The following is a 17,331-nucleotide window of genomic DNA, read 5'->3' as shown; positions in this document are numbered from 1 at the left end:
CAGGGCGGCTTTTGTTTGCCTGCGATTTACTCCAGTCCGTCGCGGTCGCGAAAGCCCAGCAGATAGAGGATGCCGTCCAGGCCCAAAGTCGAGATCGCCTGCTTGGCTGATTGCTTGACCAGCGGCTTGGCGCGGAACGCCACGCCCAGCCCGGCGATGGCCAGCATCGGCAGGTCATTGGCGCCATCGCCCACGGCGATGGTCTGCTCCAGACGCAAGCCTTCCTTGGTCGCCAGTTCGCGCAGCAGATCAGCCTTGCGCTGGGCGTCGACAATCGGCTCGACCGCCACACCGGTGACCAGGCCATCGACGATCTGCAGTTCGTTGGCGAACACATAATCAATGCCGAGCTTGGCCTGCAGCTGCTTGGCAAAGTAGGTAAAGCCGCCGGAGAGGATCGCAGTCTTATAGCCCAGACGGCGCAGCTCACTAAACAGCGTCTCCGCGCCTTCGGTCAGACGCAGCGAGGCGCCAATATCGGCCAACACGGTTTCCGGCAGGCCCTTAAGCAACGCCAGGCGCTCGCGGAAGCTGGCGGCAAAGTCCAGCTCGCCGCGCATGGCGCGCTCGGTAATCTCCGACACCTGCTCACCGACGCCGGCGGCCTTGGCCAGTTCGTCGATCACCTCGGCCTCGATCAGCGTCGAGTCCATGTCGAACACCGCCAGGCGGCGGTTGCGGCGGAACAGCGAATCGCGCTGGAAGGCGATATCGACGTTCAGCTCCTGCGCCACGCTGAGGAACTCGGCGCGCAAGGCCGCCGGATCGGCCGGCTCACCGCGCACGGAAAATTCGATACAGCCCTTGCCCTGCTCGGCCGGCATATCCAGCGGCATACGCCCGGAGAGGCGGTCGATATGGTCGATATTCAAGTCATAACGCGCGGTAATGGCACTGACCCGCTGCAACTGCTCGGCGGTGACCTTACGCGTCAGCAGGGTGACGATATGCCGAGCCTTGCCCTGACCACTGACCCACTGCTGGTAATCGGCCTCGGATACCGGAGTAAAGCGCACCTGCTGATCAAGCTTGTAGGCGGTAAACAGGATGTCCTTGAGCACCGACGAGGCGCGCTCGGTGTCGGGGATCTCCACCAGAATGCCAAACGACAGGGTGTCATGGATCACCGCCTGGCCAATATCGAGGATATTCACCCCGCCCTGGGCCAGCACGCCGGTGATGGCGGCAGTCAAACCGGGGCGATCTTCGCCGGTGATATTGATCAGGACGATTTCGCGCAAGGCTCGGTCTCCAGTACAGCGTCAGGGGCAGCGGCTTGCTGAACAGGTCACAAGCCGTGGAAAAGGCGCACATTCTACCCATTTTCCCGGGTAAACAGCCACGCGCGGCGCTTTGCCCACTGCGGGGGCACCGCTATACTGCGCGCCAACTACAGTCGACATGAGCCGAGCTCTGTGAACCGGCCCGCCCCCGTAAAACCCGATAACTTCTTCCTGTTGCTGTTCCAGGCCCTGCGCCAGAAGCGCATCCCCCTGGCCCTGCGCATCGTCAGCCACAGCCTGTTGCTGGTGGCCCTGGCCCTAGTGATCTATGGCTGGGTGATCGGCATGCAGTTCAAACATGCCATGCAGCAGCAGGCCGAAGCCCTGGGCACCAGCCTGATTACCCAGACGGCCGCCTCGGCGACCGAGCTGCTGGTGTCCAACGACATCCTCAGCCTCAACGTGCTGCTCAATAACCTGGTGAAGAACCCGCTGGTGGCCCACGCCGCCATCTACAGCGTGGACAACCGCATCCTCGCCGAGGCCGGCGCGCGCCCGAGCCAAGGCATGCTCGGTGAAACCGAGGGGCTGTATTCGACGCCCATCACCTTCCAGGAGGTGATTGCCGGGCAGCTGCGCATCAGCCTGGACATGCAGCAGTTTCAACAGCCGATGACCATCAGCCTGCAGAGCATGGGTATTCTCAGCCTGATTCTGCTGGCCCTGACCCTATCCTTGAGCATGCGCCTGGGGCGGCATATCTCCACGCCACTGCTGCAGCTGCGGGTGTGGCTGCGCGACCCGGACGATCCGGCCCCCGGCGCCGGCCGCCAGGATGAAATCGGTGATCTGGCGCGTCAGCTGCAAGCGCGCCTGGTACCGGAAAAGCCTGCGCTGCGAGAAGCACCGCAAGAGCCGTTCTACGACGACGAGCCGCTCGCCCAGGGCGATGACGACTACCTGCCGGAATCCTTCGATGATGAGCCGGACTTCGCAGTGCGCGACCTGCACGATGAGCGCTTCGATAAGCAGGACGAGCCGCTTGAATTCCTGGACAGCAGCGCTGAGCCCTTCGCCGATAGCGCTGTGGATGATCCATTCTCCGAGCTGCGCGATCAGTCCGAGCATGAGCCCTCCCCGGCCCCCGCGATGCGGCAGCCGCTACCCAGCGCCGTACTGGCGATCCAGCTCGGCGCGCAGGAACAACTACGGCGCCTGCCGCGCAGCCGCCTGATGGAATTGCTGCAACGCTACCGCGACTGCCTGGACCGCGCTGCCAGCCTGTATCAGGGCGAGCTGCATACCCTCAGCGATGGCAGCAGCCTGATGCTGTTCCACCAGCTGGATATTGGTGAGGACTACCTGACCCATGCCATCTGCTGCGGCGAACTAATGCGCGCCCTCGGCCACGCCCTGCAGATCGAAGTGGCAGACAGCGGCATCACCCTGCAACTGCAGCTTGGTCTGACGCGGGGCGAAAACCTCAGCGACCTCAGCCAGGGCGACCTGCTGCTCAGCGAAACGGCGCAGAACGCCCTGGCGCTGTCGCAACACAGCCGCAACCTGCTGCTGGTCGAACGCAGCATTGCCGACGATGCCCTGGTCAGCCAGCGCGCGCGCATTCGCGCCATCGCCAGCCCGCAAGGCGCCTGCTGTGTGGAGCGTTTGCTGGAGCCCTATCCATCGCTGCTGGAGCGTCAGCTGGCGCGCATGCACGAAAACCACTAGGCACACACGCCTGGCTGAATCGCTCAGGCAGGCGCTACTGCTTGCTAGAAGCGGAACACTTCGCCTTCATCACGCATCGGTTCAACCACCGGAATACGCAGTGGTGTGGGCGGCGCAGGCTTTACCGGCGCCGGCTTGCGCGGCGGTGCTGCCACCACCGGCGCAGGCTTGCCGTGAGTTTCGACGGCTATGGCCAGTTGCTCGACCAGTTGTTGCACCACCAGGCTCTGCGCCCGTACCTGATCGACGATGCTGCCGCTGTGGGCTTCTTCCAAACGCACCAGGCGCCCGTCGAGCAGCTTGCCGTCGGCACCGGCCAGACGCCACTGCGCTTCCAGCACCGCCGGACGCTGCGGGCCTGAATCCAGACGGGTAATCGTCAAGCCCAAACGCACCTGTGGCACAAAGCCCGCGATGGCAGGCGCCAGCACCAGGCGCTGGCTGTCCAGGCGCGAGGCCAGTTGACGCAGCAGCTGCTGATCAATCTCGGCAGCCAGGCTGCCGGCCCAGCGCGCATCCTCGGCGGCGGTCAGGCTGCCGTCGAGCTGGCGCTGCAACAAGGCTTCGCGTTGCAGGTAATCGGCAATCGCCACCGGCCCGAGCAGCACGGCGATGCCTTGTTCGGCTGCGGGAACGCGAATATCGCCGCTATCGAGCTGGTACAGCGACGCTTGCTGATAACGCGTACAACCCACCAGGCCCAGCACGCCGGCCAGCAGCAGAATTCCGGGGAAACGCAGTGCAGTCATCTCTCTCATCCAGCCGGCCAGTCTGCCGGGGTGCATACACATTAGGTGCCGGCGGGTCGCTTGCGTGACCCGCCTTACGGCCGCGTATCATCCTTGAAAGCCGCGCACGACTCCAGCGCGGCACTGTAGCAGCATGCAGCCGCTAGCCCTGACCCTCGACCAACAGGCTGTCGACCCGCTGGAAGCCGCGCGGCAGCTTGTTGCCACGCCGCCCGCGCTCGCCCTTATAGTGCTCCAGGTCATCGGCTTTCAGTGACAGCGTACGCTTACCGGCCTGCAACACCAGCGTCGCTCCGACCGGCAGCACGGCCAGATCGGTGAGGTATTCCTCACGCGAAGCGACCCGCTCACCGGGGATGCCGATGATCTTGTTGCCCTTGCCTTTGCCCAGCTGCGGCAAATCCCGTACCGGGAACAGCAGCAAACGGCCTTCGGTCGTCACCGCCGCCAACCAATCCTCTTCACGGTTAGCCAACGGCTTGGGCGGCACCACCAGGGCGCCAGCAGGCAGGCTGAGCAGCGCCTTGCCGGCCTTGTTCTTGGCCTGCAGGTCTTCACCCTTGACCACAAAGCCGTAGCCGGCATCGGAGGCAATCACATACAGCGCATTGTCATCGGGCAGTAGTACGCATTCGAAGGTGGCGCCCGGCGGCGGCTGCAGGCGCCCGGTCAACGGCTCACCCTGGCCACGGGCGGACGGCAGTGAGTGGGCCGGCAGCGAGTAGCTGCGCCCGGTGTTATCGATAAACACGGCGAACTGGTTGGAGCGGCCCGGCGCGGACGTCTTGAAACCGTCGCCGGCCTTGTACGACAGGCCGGTGGCATCGATATCGTGGCCCTTGGCGCAGCGCACCCAGCCTTTTTCCGAGAGCACCACGGTCACCGGCTCGGTGGGCAGCAGCTCGTTTTCGCTGAGGGCCTTGGCCTCGGCGCGGGCGACTATCGGCGAACGGCGCTCGTCGCCGTATTTCTCGGCGTCGTCGAGGATTTCCTGGCGCACCAGCTTCTTCAGCTTGGCTTCGCTGCCGAGCAGGGCCAGCAGCTTGTCGCGCTCCTTGGCCAGCTCATCCTGCTCGCCGCGGATCTTCATCTCTTCCAGGCGCGCCAGCTGGCGCAGGCGGGTGTCGAGGATATAGTCAGCCTGCACGTCCGTCAGGCCGAAGCGCTCCATCAGCACCGGCTTTGGCTGATCCTCGGTGCGGATGATATGGATCACTTCATCCAGATTGAGGAAGGCGGTGAGCAAGCCTTCCAACAGGTGCAGGCGTTTCTCGACCTTGTCCAGGCGGAACTGCAGACGGCGGCGCACGGTGCCGACGCGGTAGACCAGCCACTCGCTGAGCAGGGTGCGCAAATCCTTGACCGAGGGTTTGCCGTCCAGGCCGATCACGTTGCTGTTGACCCGGTAGCTGGACTCCAGCTCGGTGGTGGCGAACAGATGCTGCATCAGCTCGTCGGCGTCCACCCGGTTGGAGCGCGGGATGATGACGATGCGGCACGGGTGCTCATGGTCCGATTCATCGCGCAGATCGGCGACCATCGGCAGCTTCTTCGCCTGCATCTGCGCGGCAATCTGCTCCAGCACCTTGGCCCCGGACACCTGATGCGGCAGCGCAGTGACCACCACATCGCCATCCTCGACGCGGTACACCGCGCGCATGCGCACCGAGCCCTTGCCGGTTTCGTAGATTTTCAGCAGGTCGCTGCGCGGCGTGATGATTTCCGCTTCGGTCGGGTAGTCCGGGCCGAGGATGTGTTCACAGAGCTGCTCGACCGTGGCATTCGGCTCGTCCAGCAGGCGAATACAGGCCGTCGCCACCTCACGCAGGTTATGCGGCGGCACGTCGGTGGCCATGCCCACGGCGATGCCGGTGGTGCCGTTGAGCAGAATATTCGGCAGCCGCGCCGGCAGGGTCGCCGGCTCATTCAGGGTGCCGTCGAAGTTCGGCACCCAGTCCACGGTGCCCTGGCCCAGTTCGCTGAGCAGCACCTCCGAGTAACGCGACAGGCGCGCCTCGGTATAGCGCATGGCGGCGAAGGACTTCGGATCATCCGGCGCCCCCCAGTTGCCCTGGCCGTCGACCAGGGTGTAACGGTAGCTGAAGGGTTGCGCCATCAGCACCATGGCTTCGTAGCAGGCGCTGTCGCCATGCGGGTGGAACTTGCCGAGCACGTCGCCAACGGTACGCGCCGACTTCTTGTGCTTGGAGTCGGCGTCCAGACCCAGCTCGCTCATGGCGTAGATGATGCGCCGCTGCACGGGCTTCAAGCCGTCGCCGATATGCGGCAGCGCGCGATCCATGATCACGTACATGGAGTAATTGAGGTAAGCCTGCTCGGTAAAGTCGGCAAGGGAACGGCGTTCAACACCGTCCAGGCTCAAATCGAGGGATTCGCTCATGCGTGCCTCATTGCAAAGTGGGTTGTTGCAAAATGGGTTGTTGCGATGTTGTCTGGCGCAGCATCAAGGTGCCGCCGCGCTGGGTAAATTCGAGCTGTTTCAGGGCGCTCATGCCCAGTAATACGTCGTCGCCACCCATGCCGGGGGCGATCAAAGCCTCTACATCAGTCAGCACGATATCGCCCAGCTGCAGGCGTGCCAGCCGGGTACGGTGCGCCGTGGCGCGGCCATTGGCGGTGCTGATGGTAATTGCCGCGCCGGCCTGCAAACCCAGGCGCTGCGCCACTTCGGTCGGCACTGCGACCTGGGTTGCACCGGTATCGAGCAGGAAGGTCACCGCCTCGCCGTTGATCGTGCCGCCGGCCATATAGTGGCCCTGGCGACTGCTGGCCAGATGCACCTCCACATAGCCGCTGCCATGCAGCGACTCAGGCGCCTGATTGGGGTTGCGCTGGGCGTCTTCCCAGTCGCCGAAAAACTGGGTGGCCAGCAAAATCGCCGCGCCCCAGGCCAGCACCAGCATCACCCGACCGGCACGCTTGCCCGCAGGCTGCTCGCTCACGGCTTGGCGCCCCAACCGCCTTGCGGTGCAGCAAAGCGCCAGATAATCGGCCGCGACTCACCGTCGGCACGCCTGAAGCGGCCGTTATCGACGCCGACCCAAGCGCCATCCTGATCCACCCACAGCGCTTCCGCCAGGCCATAGGACGGCGCATAAAGCCGCTCCGGGGTCAGCGCTTCGGCGGCAAACGACCAACACTGCTCGTCCTGAGCATTGCTCAGGTCGCGCCGACAGATACGGTGCGCCTGACGCTCCAGGGTGAAGAGTTTTTCGTTATAAAAAGCCAGGCCGGAGAAATCCCGCGGCTGCGGCTTGCCGCCCAGCTGCTCGGGCCCCGTTTCCGTGCCCGATTCGCTGAACAGCACGCAGCCACCGGTGCAACGCCAAATGGCGCGCTGCTTATGCGCCACCAATATGCCGCGACGCATACGCTCGGCCGCCAGGTACAGGCGCTCGCCCGCCGGATCGATGGCCATGCCTTCAAACAACGAGTTGTAATGCAGCGCCATACCACTGGCACGCGCCTGGCGCAGCAAGCCCTGGGGCAGTTTCAGCCAATTCGGCTCGCCCATCACCGGCAACTGCAGCACGGCCGCCTTGGCCTCACTGACCAGGTAGCGGTTGCCGGCGGCGTCACAACTGATGCCCTCGAAATCCTGCTCACCACCGCGCGCCAGCCCGGCGGCCCAGCTGCGCATGCGCAGCCCCCAGGGCAACCGCACATCCGGTGCAGGCGGCGCGACAAAGGTCTCGGCCGTAGCCTGCCACTGCGACTCATCGGACTCCAGACGATAGAGCTGCTGATCATCGCGGTCGGAAACCGCCCACAGCGCGCCATCACACCAGGCCAGCCCGGACAGGTTGCCGCCAGTGACACCACTGACCGCCTGCTCGTTGAGCAGTTTCAGCTCTTCCAGCGCTGCTGCGTTCGCCAACAAGGGTGAGCAGAGCAAAAGGCAGACAGCCAACAGCCGCTGCATCAGAGCAACACCTCGGCCAGGTTGCCCTTGGACTCCAGCCAGGATTTACGGTCGCCGGCGCGTTTTTTCGCCAGCAGCATGTCCATCATTTCCTGGGTGCCGGGGTAGTCCTCCAGGGTCAGCTGCACCAGACGCCGGGTATTGGGGTCCATGGTAGTTTCGCGCAGTTGCGGTGGGTTCATCTCACCCAGGCCTTTAAAGCGCGTGACCTGCGGCTTGCCGCGGCGCTTCTCGGCCACCAGGCGGTCGAGAATGCCGTCGCGCTCAGCCTCATCCAGGGCGTAGAAAATCTCCTTGCCCAGGTCGATGCGGTACAGCGGCGGCATGGCCACATAGACGTGACCGGCATCCACCAGCGGGCGGAAATGCTGGACGAACAGTGCACAGAGCAGGGTGGCAATATGCAGGCCGTCGGAGTCGGCGTCGGCGAGGATGCAGATCTTGCCGTAGCGCAGCTGCGAGAGGTCGCTGGAACCCGGATCGAGGCCAACCGCCACGGCAATGTTGTGCACTTCCTGGCTGGCCAGCACTTCGCTGCCATCGACTTCCCAGGTATTGAGAATCTTCCCGCGCAGCGGCAGGATCGCCTGGAACTCCTTGTCGCGCGCCTGCTTGGCGCTGCCGCCGGCGGAATCACCCTCCACCAGAAACAGTTCGGAGCGCATCGGGTCCTGCCCGGCGCAATCGGCCAGCTTGCCGGGCAACGCCGGGCCCTGGGTGATGCGCTTGCGCTCGACCTTCTTGCCGGCCTTGAGGCGCCGGTTGGCATTGCTGATGGCCAGTTCGGCAAGCTGCTGACCGAGTTCCGGATGGCCGTTAAGCCACAGGCTAAAGGCATCTTTCACCACACCGGAAACAAAGGCCGCCGCCTCACGGGACGACAGGCGCTCCTTGGTCTGCCCGGAGAACTGCGCGTCCTGCATCTTCATCGACAGGACGAAGGCGATGCGCTCCCAGATGTCTTCCGGCGCCAGCTTGACCCCGCGCGGCAGCAGGCTGCGGAACTCGCAGAACTCGCGCATGGCGTCCAGCAGGCCCTGACGCAGGCCATTGACGTGGGTGCCGCCCTGGGCGGTGGGAATCAGGTTGACGTAGCTTTCCTGCAGCGACTCGCCACCTTCCGGCAGCCACAGCAGGGCCCAGTCCACCGCTTCCTTATTGCCGGCCAGGCTGCCGCAGAACGGCTCATTGGGTAGCCGCTCAAACTCGCTGACGGCATCCACCAGGTAGGAACGCAGGCCGTCTTCATACAGCCACTCGACCTGCTCACCGCTGGCTTTATCAGTGAAGCTGACGGAAAGCCCCGGACAGAGCACGGCCTTGGCCTTGAGCACATGTTTAAGACGGCTGACCGAGAATTTGAAGGAGTCGAAATATTTGCCGTCCGGCCAGAAGTGCACGCTGGTGCCGGTGTTGCGCTTGCCCACGGTGCCGACCACAGCCAGGTCGCTGGCCTTATAGCCGTCAGCAAAACTCATCTGGTATTCGTTGCCATCGCGCTTGACGGTCACCACCACACGGGTCGACAGCGCGTTGACCACGGAAATACCCACGCCATGCAGGCCGCCGGAGAACTGGTAATTCTTGTTGGAAAACTTGCCGCCGGCATGCAGCTTGGTGAGGATCAGTTCGACCCCGGGCACGCCCTCTTCCGGGTGGATATCCACCGGCATGCCGCGACCGTCATCGAGCACTTCCAGGGAGTTATCCTCATGCAGGATCACCTGAATCGACTTGGCATGCCCGGCCAGGGCTTCGTCGACGCTGTTGTCGATGACTTCCTGGGCCAGGTGGTTGGGCCGCGAAGTATCGGTGTACATGCCCGGGCGTTTGCGCACCGGGTCGAGGCCGGAAAGGACTTCGATGGCATCGGCGTTGTAAGAGCTGGAACCTTGCTGGGCCATGGGGTCTCTTGTTGGTCAAATGGATGCGGAAAAGTCGATATCCTGCCACAGATGGCGAGGAATACCGGCGAAAGCGAACAGCATCGGCAAGCGCTCGGCAAAACCTTGGAAGCCATGATCGCCGCCGGCCTGGATACGCAACGCACAGGCGCGGTAATAGCGCTGGGCATCGCGGTAGTCGAGGGTTTCGTCGGCGGTCTGCAGCCACACCTGATAGCGCGACGGGTCTTGCAGCACTGCTACATCCAGTTCGGCCAGCGCCGTTACATGGTCGGCCGTCAGCTCCCAGGTTTCATCGCTGTAATAGTTCTTCTGCGGGCCCAGGTATCCATCGAAACGCAGGTGCGGGCGCACGGCGGGATTGATCAACAGCGCTGGCAGCCCGTGGCGCTCGGCCAAGTGGGTCGCATAGTAGCCGCCCAGCGAGCTGCCAACCAGCACAGGGCGACCCAGCTCGGCAATCAGTGCTTCGAGCTGGGCCATTGCCTGCCGCGGATGGTGATGCAAGGCGGGAACCCGCAGCTGCGCGGCCAGGCCCAGCTGCGCCATGGCGCGCTGCAACTGGCTGGCTTTGAGCGACGCCGGCGAGCTGTTAAGCCCGTGAATATAGAGAATGGATATGGTCATGGGGCGGGAGGCTAACCGGTTGCGGCGACCGGCTGCAACCGGTTAGCCGAGCTCTGCAAAGGCCTTAGCAGACTGTTGAAAAACTACCTTCGTTGCCATCGCGGCGTTAAAAACAGGCTCAAAATGCTCATTTACACCTCGTAAACTCCGCTTTTTCGCCGTTTTGACCAGCCGGAGGCTGTTACTGGCGTAGCGCCTTGCGCTGGCTGCCTCGCCTACGTTTTTCAACGGCCTGCTAGTAGCCTTTGATGGTGTAATCGATTTCGAACTTGATGCCGGTCACCCGCGACACGCCGGTTTCCAGACAGCCATCGTCGAACAGCCGCAGCCAGCGATAGCCCGGCGCGCTTTTATCGACCTGAAACTCCTCGCTACCCGGGGCGAACTGCACGCAGGTCGAGGGCGAGGCCAGCAAGCGGATCGGGCCGCGCTGCTGATCGAGCTCCTGATGGATATGCCCCCAGAGCACTGCCCGCACCTTGCTGAAGCGCCCCAGCACGGCAAACAGGGCATCCGGGTTGCGCAGGCCGATGGGCTCCATCCATTTGCAACCGATGGACACCGGGTGGTGATGCAGGCAGATCAGGTGATGACGATCCGGCGCTTCGCTGAGTGCGCGCTCCAGCAGCGCAAGCTGCTGCTCACTGAGATAACCGGGGACGGCGCCGGGAATCGAGGAGTCGAGCAGGGTCACGCGCCAGTTGCCCAGGTCTATCACCGGTTCCAGCAGGTCACTGCCGACGCAGGCCGCCTGCATGGCAGGCACTTCATCATGGTTACCGGGGAACCAGCGCGCGGGCGCAGGAATGGCAGCGGTCATCTCGCGGAAACGCTGGTAGGACTCGGCGCTGCCGTCCTGCGAGAGATCGCCACTGGCCAGCACCAGATCAATCTGCGGCTGCTCTTGCAGCACGCGCTCGATCACCCGCTGCAAGCTGTCCTGGGTATCCATGCCCAATAGCTTGCCCGCCCCGTCGGCAAACAGGTGGCTATCGGAGAGCTGCACCAGCAGTACCGAGCGATCAACAGCAGTGGTTTGAATCGGCGCGCCCGGCAAGACCTTCTCCTTGAGCGGAATGGGTGAATTATGCTGGCTAGCCCTGCGGGCGGTAAACCCGCGAAAGGGGAATAGATCACAGAACGTCCGCTGTAAATCCAGCGCCCACCCTAAGGCTAGCGCGTATCGGAATAATGCGCCTGCGGCTGATTATCGGCAGAACGTGGAAAAACCTAACGCACCGGCGCCAGCTCGTGGCCGCAGGCCAGGCAGTGGCTCAACCACTCACCGAGAAACAGATTGAGCTGGGTCTTCTCATCCGGCTGGTGCATGGCGGCATTGGGGTAGGGATAAATGCCGTGAAAGCGCCGCGCACTCTGCGTGCCGACCACCTCGGCCATGCGCGCATCGTGATACACCCGTACCTCCAGACGCGGCACTGGCAGCCAGGACAGGCTGTGCTCCTGGCGCACCTCGATGGTCGAGGTGTAGGGACAGGTTTCCAGCACCTCCAGGGCCAGCACGCCCAGCAGATGCTCGCCCTGGCTAAGGGCCACGCGGCGAATCTGCTGCCGGGCCTCCCCGCGCATGTCCGGCAGCAACTGCAGCAGGCGCACATAGTTGAGTTCGCAAGCGCTCTGCAGCTCGACCAGGTCGACCCGATAGCGCTCGCGCAGCAGGTTCACGACCACAACCCCCGCACTTCGGCGCGGTTCAGCGCCAGCCACTGCAGGGCGATGATGCTGGCGGCATTGTCGATCCGCCCATCTTTGACCGCATCCAAAGCATCTTCCAGGGGCCAGACATGTACGCGGATATCCTCACCTTCCTCGGCCAGGCCATGCACTCCGCCGGCACCTTCGCTGTCGCAACGCCCCACAAACAGGTGCACGCGCTCATCCGAGCCGCCGGGTGACGGGTAGTACTGGGTGATCGGCCACAGCGAGGTCAGCGGCAGGTTGGCTTCTTCCAGTGCTTCACGGCGGGCCACGTGCTCCGGCTGCTCACCCTTGTCGATCAAACCGGCAACCAATTCCAGCAACCAAGGGCTGGCACTTTTATCTAGCGCGCCGACCCGAAACTGCTCGATCAGCACCACGCAATCGCGCTGCGGGTCATAGGGCAGCACGCACACCGCATCGTGGCGTACGAACAGCTCGCGGCTCAGTTCCGGACCCATGCCCCCGGCAAACTGGCGATGACGCAAACGCAGCCGATCAAGCTTGTAGAAGCCGCTGAAACAGGGCTCGCGCTCGATCACTTCGACATCTTCTCGTTGCATAACGCCCCCTGATTTAACAGAAACGGGCCCGAAGGCCCGTCCTGGTACACCCTATGCTGCGCCGAAACAGGGCGCAGCAAAAGCTCTATCAGACCTTGTGGTAGAGCTGCGCACCCTGCGCCTTAAACTCCTCCGCCTTGGCTTGCATGCCCGCCTCAGCATCCAGGTCGAGGGCGGCGATGCGTTGCTCTTCAGCATAGACGCGAACTTCCTGGGTGATCTTCATCGAGCAGAACTTCGGCCCGCACATGGAGCAGAAGTGTGCCACCTTCGCCGAGTCCTTGGGCAGCGTTTCGTCGTGATAACTGCGCGCGGTGTCGGGGTCGAGGCCGAGGTTGAACTGGTCCTCCCAACGGAACTCGAAACGCGCCTTGCTCAATGCGTTATCGCGAATCTGCGCGCCGGGATGGCCCTTGGCCAAGTCCGCAGCATGCGCGGCGATCTTGTAGGTGATGATCCCGGTCTTGACGTCATCCTTGTTCGGCAGGCCCAGGTGCTCCTTGGGCGTGACATAGCAGAGCATGGCGCAACCGAACCAGCCGATCATCGCCGCACCGATGCCGCTGGTGATGTGGTCGTAACCCGGGGCGATGTCAGTGGTCAGCGGGCCGAGGGTGTAAAACGGCGCCTCGTCGCAGCACTCCAGCTGCTTGTCCATGTTTTCCTTGATCAGCTGCATCGGCACATGGCCGGGGCCTTCGATCATGGTTTGCACGTCGTGCTTCCAGGCGATCTTGGTCAGTTCGCCGAGGGTTTCCAGCTCGCCGAACTGCGCTTCGTCGTTGGCGTCGGCGATCGAGCCCGGACGCAGGCCATCACCCAGTGAGAAGCTGACGTCGTAGGCCTTCATGATTTCGCAGATGTCTTCGAAGTGGGTGTAGAGGAAGTTCTCTTTGTGGTGCGCCAGGCACCACTTGGCCATGATCGAACCGCCACGGGAAACGATGCCGGTAACCCGCTTGGCGGTCATCGGCACATAACGCAGCAACACGCCGGCATGGATGGTGAAGTAGTCCACGCCCTGCTCGGCCTGCTCGATCAGGGTGTCGCGGAACAGTTCCCAGGTCAGCTCTTCGGCCGCGCCGCCGACTTTCTCCAGGGCCTGGTAGATCGGCACGGTGCCGATCGGTACCGGCGAGTTGCGGATGATCCACTCGCGGGTTTCGTGGATGTGCTTGCCGGTGGACAGGTCCATGACCGTGTCCGAGCCCCAGCGGATGCCCCAGGTCAGCTTGGCCACTTCCTCTTCAATCGAAGAGCCCAGCGCCGAGTTGCCGATATTGCCGTTGATCTTCACCAGGAAGTTACGACCGATAATCATCGGTTCCAACTCGGTGTGGTTAATGTTGGCCGGGATGATCGCGCGACCGCGGGCGATCTCGTCACGCACAAATTCGGGGGTGATGATCTTCGGCACGCTGGCGCCAAAGCTGTGACCAGCGTGCTGCTGCTCGAGCAGGCCGGCTTCGCGGGCCACTTCCAGCTTCATGTTCTCGCGGATGGCGACGTATTCCATCTCGGCGGTGATGATGCCTTTACGGGCGTAGTGCATCTGGCTGACGTTGGCCCCGGCCTTGGCGCGGCGCGGGTTATTCACATGGGCGAAACGAAGCTTGGTCAGCTCGGCATCGGCCAGGCGCTGCTGGCCGAAATTGGAGCTCAGGCCCGGCAGGCGCTCGGTGTCGCCACGCGCCTCGATCCACGGCGAGCGCACATCGGCCAAGCCTTTGCGTACGTCAATAATGACCTTGGGATCGGTGTAGGGGCCGGAGGTGTCGTAGACCACCACGGGGGCGTTGATCTCGCCGCCGAAGTCGGTTGGGGTGACGTCCAGGCTGATTTCCCGCATGGGCACCAGAATGTCCGGGCGCGAGCCCTGCACGTAGATTTTCTGCGAGCGCGGAAAAGGCTGAATCGACTGTTGGTCGACCTGGGCGGACTCACTCAGGATTGGGTTGAGGTTTTTTTCTTGTGTGCTCATCGGCGGCTCTCCAGGGCTAGATGTCGGAGCGAACCTGGGATGCTTGAGCGGCGAAAGGTGCACCAGGGGCGGTGCCAGAGGCTCGCCAGAGGAAGGCGAGCACATCTTGTTCCCTACGCAGGCCTTAACCTGATCAGGTTCAACGGGATCCGGCAGCTGCCAATCTCAGCCCCGCAAATGGGGCACCCCGACAAGAACCCGGCCAGTCTAATCAACCCCAGCCAATAAAACCAACTCGGGAGTCAATTTCTCATGACCCGCGCGTCGGAAAGTGACGAAAGCCGCCACTACACACCCCCAACACACAGAAAACGCCACGGTTTGTTGCAATCTACCCTCACCCCGCCCCAGACAAATCTTGACCCCCTCGGCAGCGCCCCTTAGCCTTGCCGATTAACGCCAAATCAGGATCACCCCCATGTTGCGCAGACTCTCTCTGGCTCTCGCTGTGGCCGCCGCGTCCAACACAATGGCCTGGGCTGCAGAACAAGCCCCGCTGTCCACCAAAACTGACCTGGTCACGGTTTATCAGGAAGCCGCCGCCAACAATGCCGACCTGGCCGCCGCCCGTGCAGATTATCAAGCGCGCAGCGAAGTGGTGCCCCAGGCGCGCGCCGGCCTGCTGCCGAACCTGTCTGCCGGAGCCAACCTGAGCGACAGCCGCACCCAGGTCGATTCCCCGGCCAACACCGTATCGCGCAGCGGCACTGTGTATCAGGCCAACCTCAGCCAGCCGCTGTTCCGCGCCGATCGCTGGTTCCAGCTGCAAGCCGCCGAAGCGAGCAACGAGCAAGCGGCACTGGAGCTGTCGGCCACCGAGCAGAACCTGATTCTGCAGAGCGCCGAAAGCTACTTCGCGGTACTGCGCGCCCAGGACAACCTGGCCTCGACCAAGGCTGAAGAAGCCGCGTTCAAGCGCCAGCTGGACCAGGCCAACGAGCGCTTCGATGTCGGCCTCTCGGACAAGACCGACGTACTGGAAGCCCAGGCCGGTTTCGACACCGCCCGCGCCAACCGCATCATTGCCCAGCAACAGGTGGAAGATGCCTTCGAGGCCCTGATCACCCTGACCAACCGCGACTTCGCCGCGCTGGAAGGCATCGAGCACAGCCTGCCGATCCTCGCGCCCACGCCGAACGACGCCAAGGCCTGGGTCGACACCGCCGCCGCGCAGAACCTCAACCTGCAAGCCAGCAACTACGCCGTTGAAGCCGCCGAAGAAACCCTGCGCCAGCGCAAATCGGGCCACGCCCCGACCCTGGATGCGGTAGCCAGCTACCAGAAAGGCGACAACGACAGCCTCGGCTTCAGCAACAACGCGGCCAGCGTCAATCGCTTCAGCGGTGATGTCGAGCAACGCTCGATTGGCCTGCAACTGAATATCCCGCTGTACAGCGGCGGCCTGACCAGCTCCCAGGTGCGCGAGTCCTACCAGCGCCTGAACCAGACCGAACAACTGCGTGAAAGCCTGCGCCGTCAGGTGGTGCAGAACACCCGCAACCTGCACCGCGCGGTGAATACCGACGTGGAAACCGTGCAGGCGCGCAAGCAGTCGATCATCTCCAACCAGAGCGCCCTGGAAGCCACCGAAATCGGCTACCAGGTCGGTACGCGTAACATCGTTGACGTACTCGACGCCCAGCGCCAGCTGTACAGCTCGGTGCGCAATTACAACAACGCGCGTTATGACTACATCCTCAATAACCTGCGTTTGAAGCAGGCTGCCGGCACCCTTAGCCCGGATGACCTGAATACCCTGGAGCAGTACCTCAAGTCCGATTACAACCCGGATACCGACTTCCTCCCGCCGGACCTGGCCAAAGCGGCCGAAGCCCAACTGCGTGGCAACCCTCAATACTGAGCAGGCCCGACGCTAGCGCCTGAGGATGGTCATCCGCCACACCCTGCGACACGCCAGCTTGCGCAGGGTGTGGTGATTCCTCAGGCCTGATCACCAGCCCCGTAGCATCACTCAGCCTCTATCTGTGCACTCGCCGGTTCCACACGCAGGCTCAGCGCCGCAGCCGCGCGAGATGTTTGGCCAGAAAACCCGCCATCAGTGACCGATAGCAGGCCGTTGAAAAACGAAGGCGAGGCAGGCAAGACAAGGCATATACGGCCGAAAAGCCGAGTGTACGAGCTGTACATGAGCATTTTGCGGTGGTGTTTAACGCGGGACTACCCACGCAGGTAGTTTTTCAACGGCCTAATAGGGGATCTCGCACAGCACCTGTAGCAATGGCTGCGGTTAACCATAGATTTTCTGCCGCGCCAGCGCTTGAATAGCCGTCTTATCTACTTACGCACCAACCGCCGTTGGCGCATAACCGAGAGCCTGCCGATGACCGCCACCCGCCTTTTCGCTTTAACCCCAGGTGAGCCCGCCGGCATAGGCCCCGACCTGTGCTTGCTGCTGGCGCGTGAAGCGCAGCCGCACGCCCTGATTGCCATCGCCAGCCGCGACTTGCTGGCCGAACGCGCCCAGTTGCTGGGGCTAAGCATGCAACTGATCAGCGTCGCCCCTGACTGCTGGCCAAGCCAGGCCGCACCGGCCGGCAGCCTGTATGTCTGGGACACGCCACTGGCCGCCGCCGTAACCCCCGGCCAGTTGAACCCAAGCAACGCGCCCTATGTGCTAGAAACCCTGACCCGCGCCGGCCAAGGCTGCCTCGACGGCCACTTCGCCGGGATGATTACCGCCCCCGTGCACAAGGGCGTGATCAACCAGGCCGGGATTGCCTTTTCCGGGCACACCGAGTTTCTCGCCGAGCTGACCCACACCGCGCAGGTGGTGATGATGCTCGCCACCCACGGCCTGCGGGTAGCGCTGGTGACCACGCACCTGCCACTCAAGGATGTCGCCGCCGCCATTACCCCTGAGCGCCTCAGCCGGGTCA

General features: G+C 63.4%; 14 protein-coding genes and 1 riboswitch. Of the genes, 3 read left to right on the top strand and 11 right to left on the bottom strand.

Annotated features, from left to right (window positions below; translation table 11 throughout):
• Positions 1 to 26: 26 nt before the first annotated feature.
• Positions 27 to 1,241 (bottom strand): phosphoserine phosphatase SerB, encoded by a 1,215-nt coding sequence (serB, locus tag WA145_RS07510; RefSeq protein ID WP_422580976.1) that lies wholly within the window; start codon positions 1,239 to 1,241, stop codon positions 27 to 29.
• 174 nt (positions 1,242 to 1,415) lie between these two features.
• Here serB and WA145_RS07505 point away from each other — a divergent pair, with 174 nt between their 5' ends.
• On the top strand, positions 1,416 to 2,951 hold the full coding sequence (locus WA145_RS07505; RefSeq protein ID WP_422580975.1) for an AhpA/YtjB family protein: 1,536 nt from the start codon (positions 1,416 to 1,418) through the stop codon (positions 2,949 to 2,951).
• A 44-nt stretch (positions 2,952 to 2,995) separates the two neighbouring features.
• Here WA145_RS07505 and WA145_RS07500 read toward each other — a convergent pair whose 3' ends face one another.
• The 10 genes from WA145_RS07500 to thiC form a co-directional block, all read right to left on the bottom strand.
• Positions 2,996 to 3,700: a PqiC family protein gene (locus WA145_RS07500; RefSeq protein WP_422580974.1), complete on the bottom strand. Its 705-nt coding sequence runs from the start codon at positions 3,698 to 3,700 to the stop codon at positions 2,996 to 2,998.
• A gap of 142 nt (positions 3,701 to 3,842) precedes the next feature.
• Positions 3,843 to 6,101 carry a DNA topoisomerase IV subunit A gene (gene parC / locus WA145_RS07495; RefSeq protein WP_422580973.1) on the bottom strand — a complete coding sequence of 753 codons (2,259 nt, stop codon included), beginning with the start codon at positions 6,099 to 6,101 and terminating at the stop codon, positions 3,843 to 3,845.
• A gap of 7 nt (positions 6,102 to 6,108) precedes the next feature.
• Complete coding sequence (locus WA145_RS07490; RefSeq protein WP_422580972.1) at positions 6,109 to 6,663, bottom strand: retropepsin-like aspartic protease family protein; 555 nt, start codon at positions 6,661 to 6,663, stop codon at positions 6,109 to 6,111.
• Positions 6,660 to 7,643, bottom strand: coding sequence for an esterase-like activity of phytase family protein (locus tag WA145_RS07485; RefSeq protein WP_422580971.1), 984 nt, complete (start codon positions 7,641 to 7,643; stop codon positions 6,660 to 6,662). Before WA145_RS07485 ends, WA145_RS07490 begins: the two co-directional genes overlap by 4 nt.
• Positions 7,643 to 9,547, bottom strand: a complete 1,905-nt coding sequence (parE, locus tag WA145_RS07480; protein WP_422580970.1) for a DNA topoisomerase IV subunit B — start codon at positions 9,545 to 9,547, stop codon at positions 7,643 to 7,645. The genes WA145_RS07485 and parE overlap by 1 nt, the downstream gene beginning before the upstream one ends.
• A 15-nt stretch (positions 9,548 to 9,562) precedes the next feature.
• Positions 9,563 to 10,174: a YqiA/YcfP family alpha/beta fold hydrolase gene (locus WA145_RS07475; RefSeq protein ID WP_422580969.1), complete on the bottom strand. Its 612-nt coding sequence runs from the start codon at positions 10,172 to 10,174 to the stop codon at positions 9,563 to 9,565.
• 235 nt (positions 10,175 to 10,409) lie between these two features.
• Positions 10,410 to 11,231, bottom strand: coding sequence for a 3',5'-cyclic-AMP phosphodiesterase (gene cpdA / locus WA145_RS07470; protein WP_422580968.1), 822 nt, complete (start codon positions 11,229 to 11,231; stop codon positions 10,410 to 10,412).
• A 173-nt stretch (positions 11,232 to 11,404) separates the two neighbouring features.
• The gene (locus WA145_RS07465; protein ID WP_422580967.1) at positions 11,405 to 11,863 is read right to left on the bottom strand and encodes a DUF1249 domain-containing protein; all 459 of its coding nucleotides are present in this window, start codon (positions 11,861 to 11,863) and stop codon (positions 11,405 to 11,407) included.
• Positions 11,854 to 12,453: an ADP-ribose diphosphatase gene (nudF, locus tag WA145_RS07460; protein ID WP_422580966.1), complete on the bottom strand. Its 600-nt coding sequence runs from the start codon at positions 12,451 to 12,453 to the stop codon at positions 11,854 to 11,856. The genes WA145_RS07465 and nudF overlap by 10 nt, the downstream gene beginning before the upstream one ends.
• Positions 12,454 to 12,541: 88 nt before the next feature.
• Entirely contained in the window at positions 12,542 to 14,434 is a 1,893-nt protein-coding gene (gene thiC, locus WA145_RS07455) for a phosphomethylpyrimidine synthase ThiC (RefSeq protein WP_422580965.1), read from the bottom strand.
• A gap of 93 nt (positions 14,435 to 14,527) precedes the next feature.
• Positions 14,528 to 14,634: riboswitch (TPP riboswitch) on the bottom strand.
• Positions 14,635 to 14,852: 218 nt separating this feature from the next.
• On the opposite strand from thiC, the gene WA145_RS07450 reads away from it, so the two are divergent.
• Both WA145_RS07450 and WA145_RS07445 read left to right on the top strand, forming a co-directional pair.
• Positions 14,853 to 16,295: a TolC family outer membrane protein gene (locus WA145_RS07450; protein ID WP_422580964.1), complete on the top strand. Its 1,443-nt coding sequence runs from the start codon at positions 14,853 to 14,855 to the stop codon at positions 16,293 to 16,295.
• 480 nt (positions 16,296 to 16,775) lie between these two features.
• Positions 16,776 to 17,331, top strand: a 556-nt coding sequence (locus WA145_RS07445) for a 4-hydroxythreonine-4-phosphate dehydrogenase PdxA (RefSeq protein WP_422580963.1), incomplete at its 3' end; no start/stop codon positions are given.

The sequence above is a fragment of the Pseudomonas sp. genome (assembly GCF_049301935.1).
Taxonomy (GTDB): domain Bacteria; phylum Pseudomonadota; class Gammaproteobacteria; order Pseudomonadales; family Pseudomonadaceae; genus Aquipseudomonas.
Note: the sequence above shows the minus strand (reverse complement) of the source record. Positions and strands in the feature narration are given on the sequence as shown.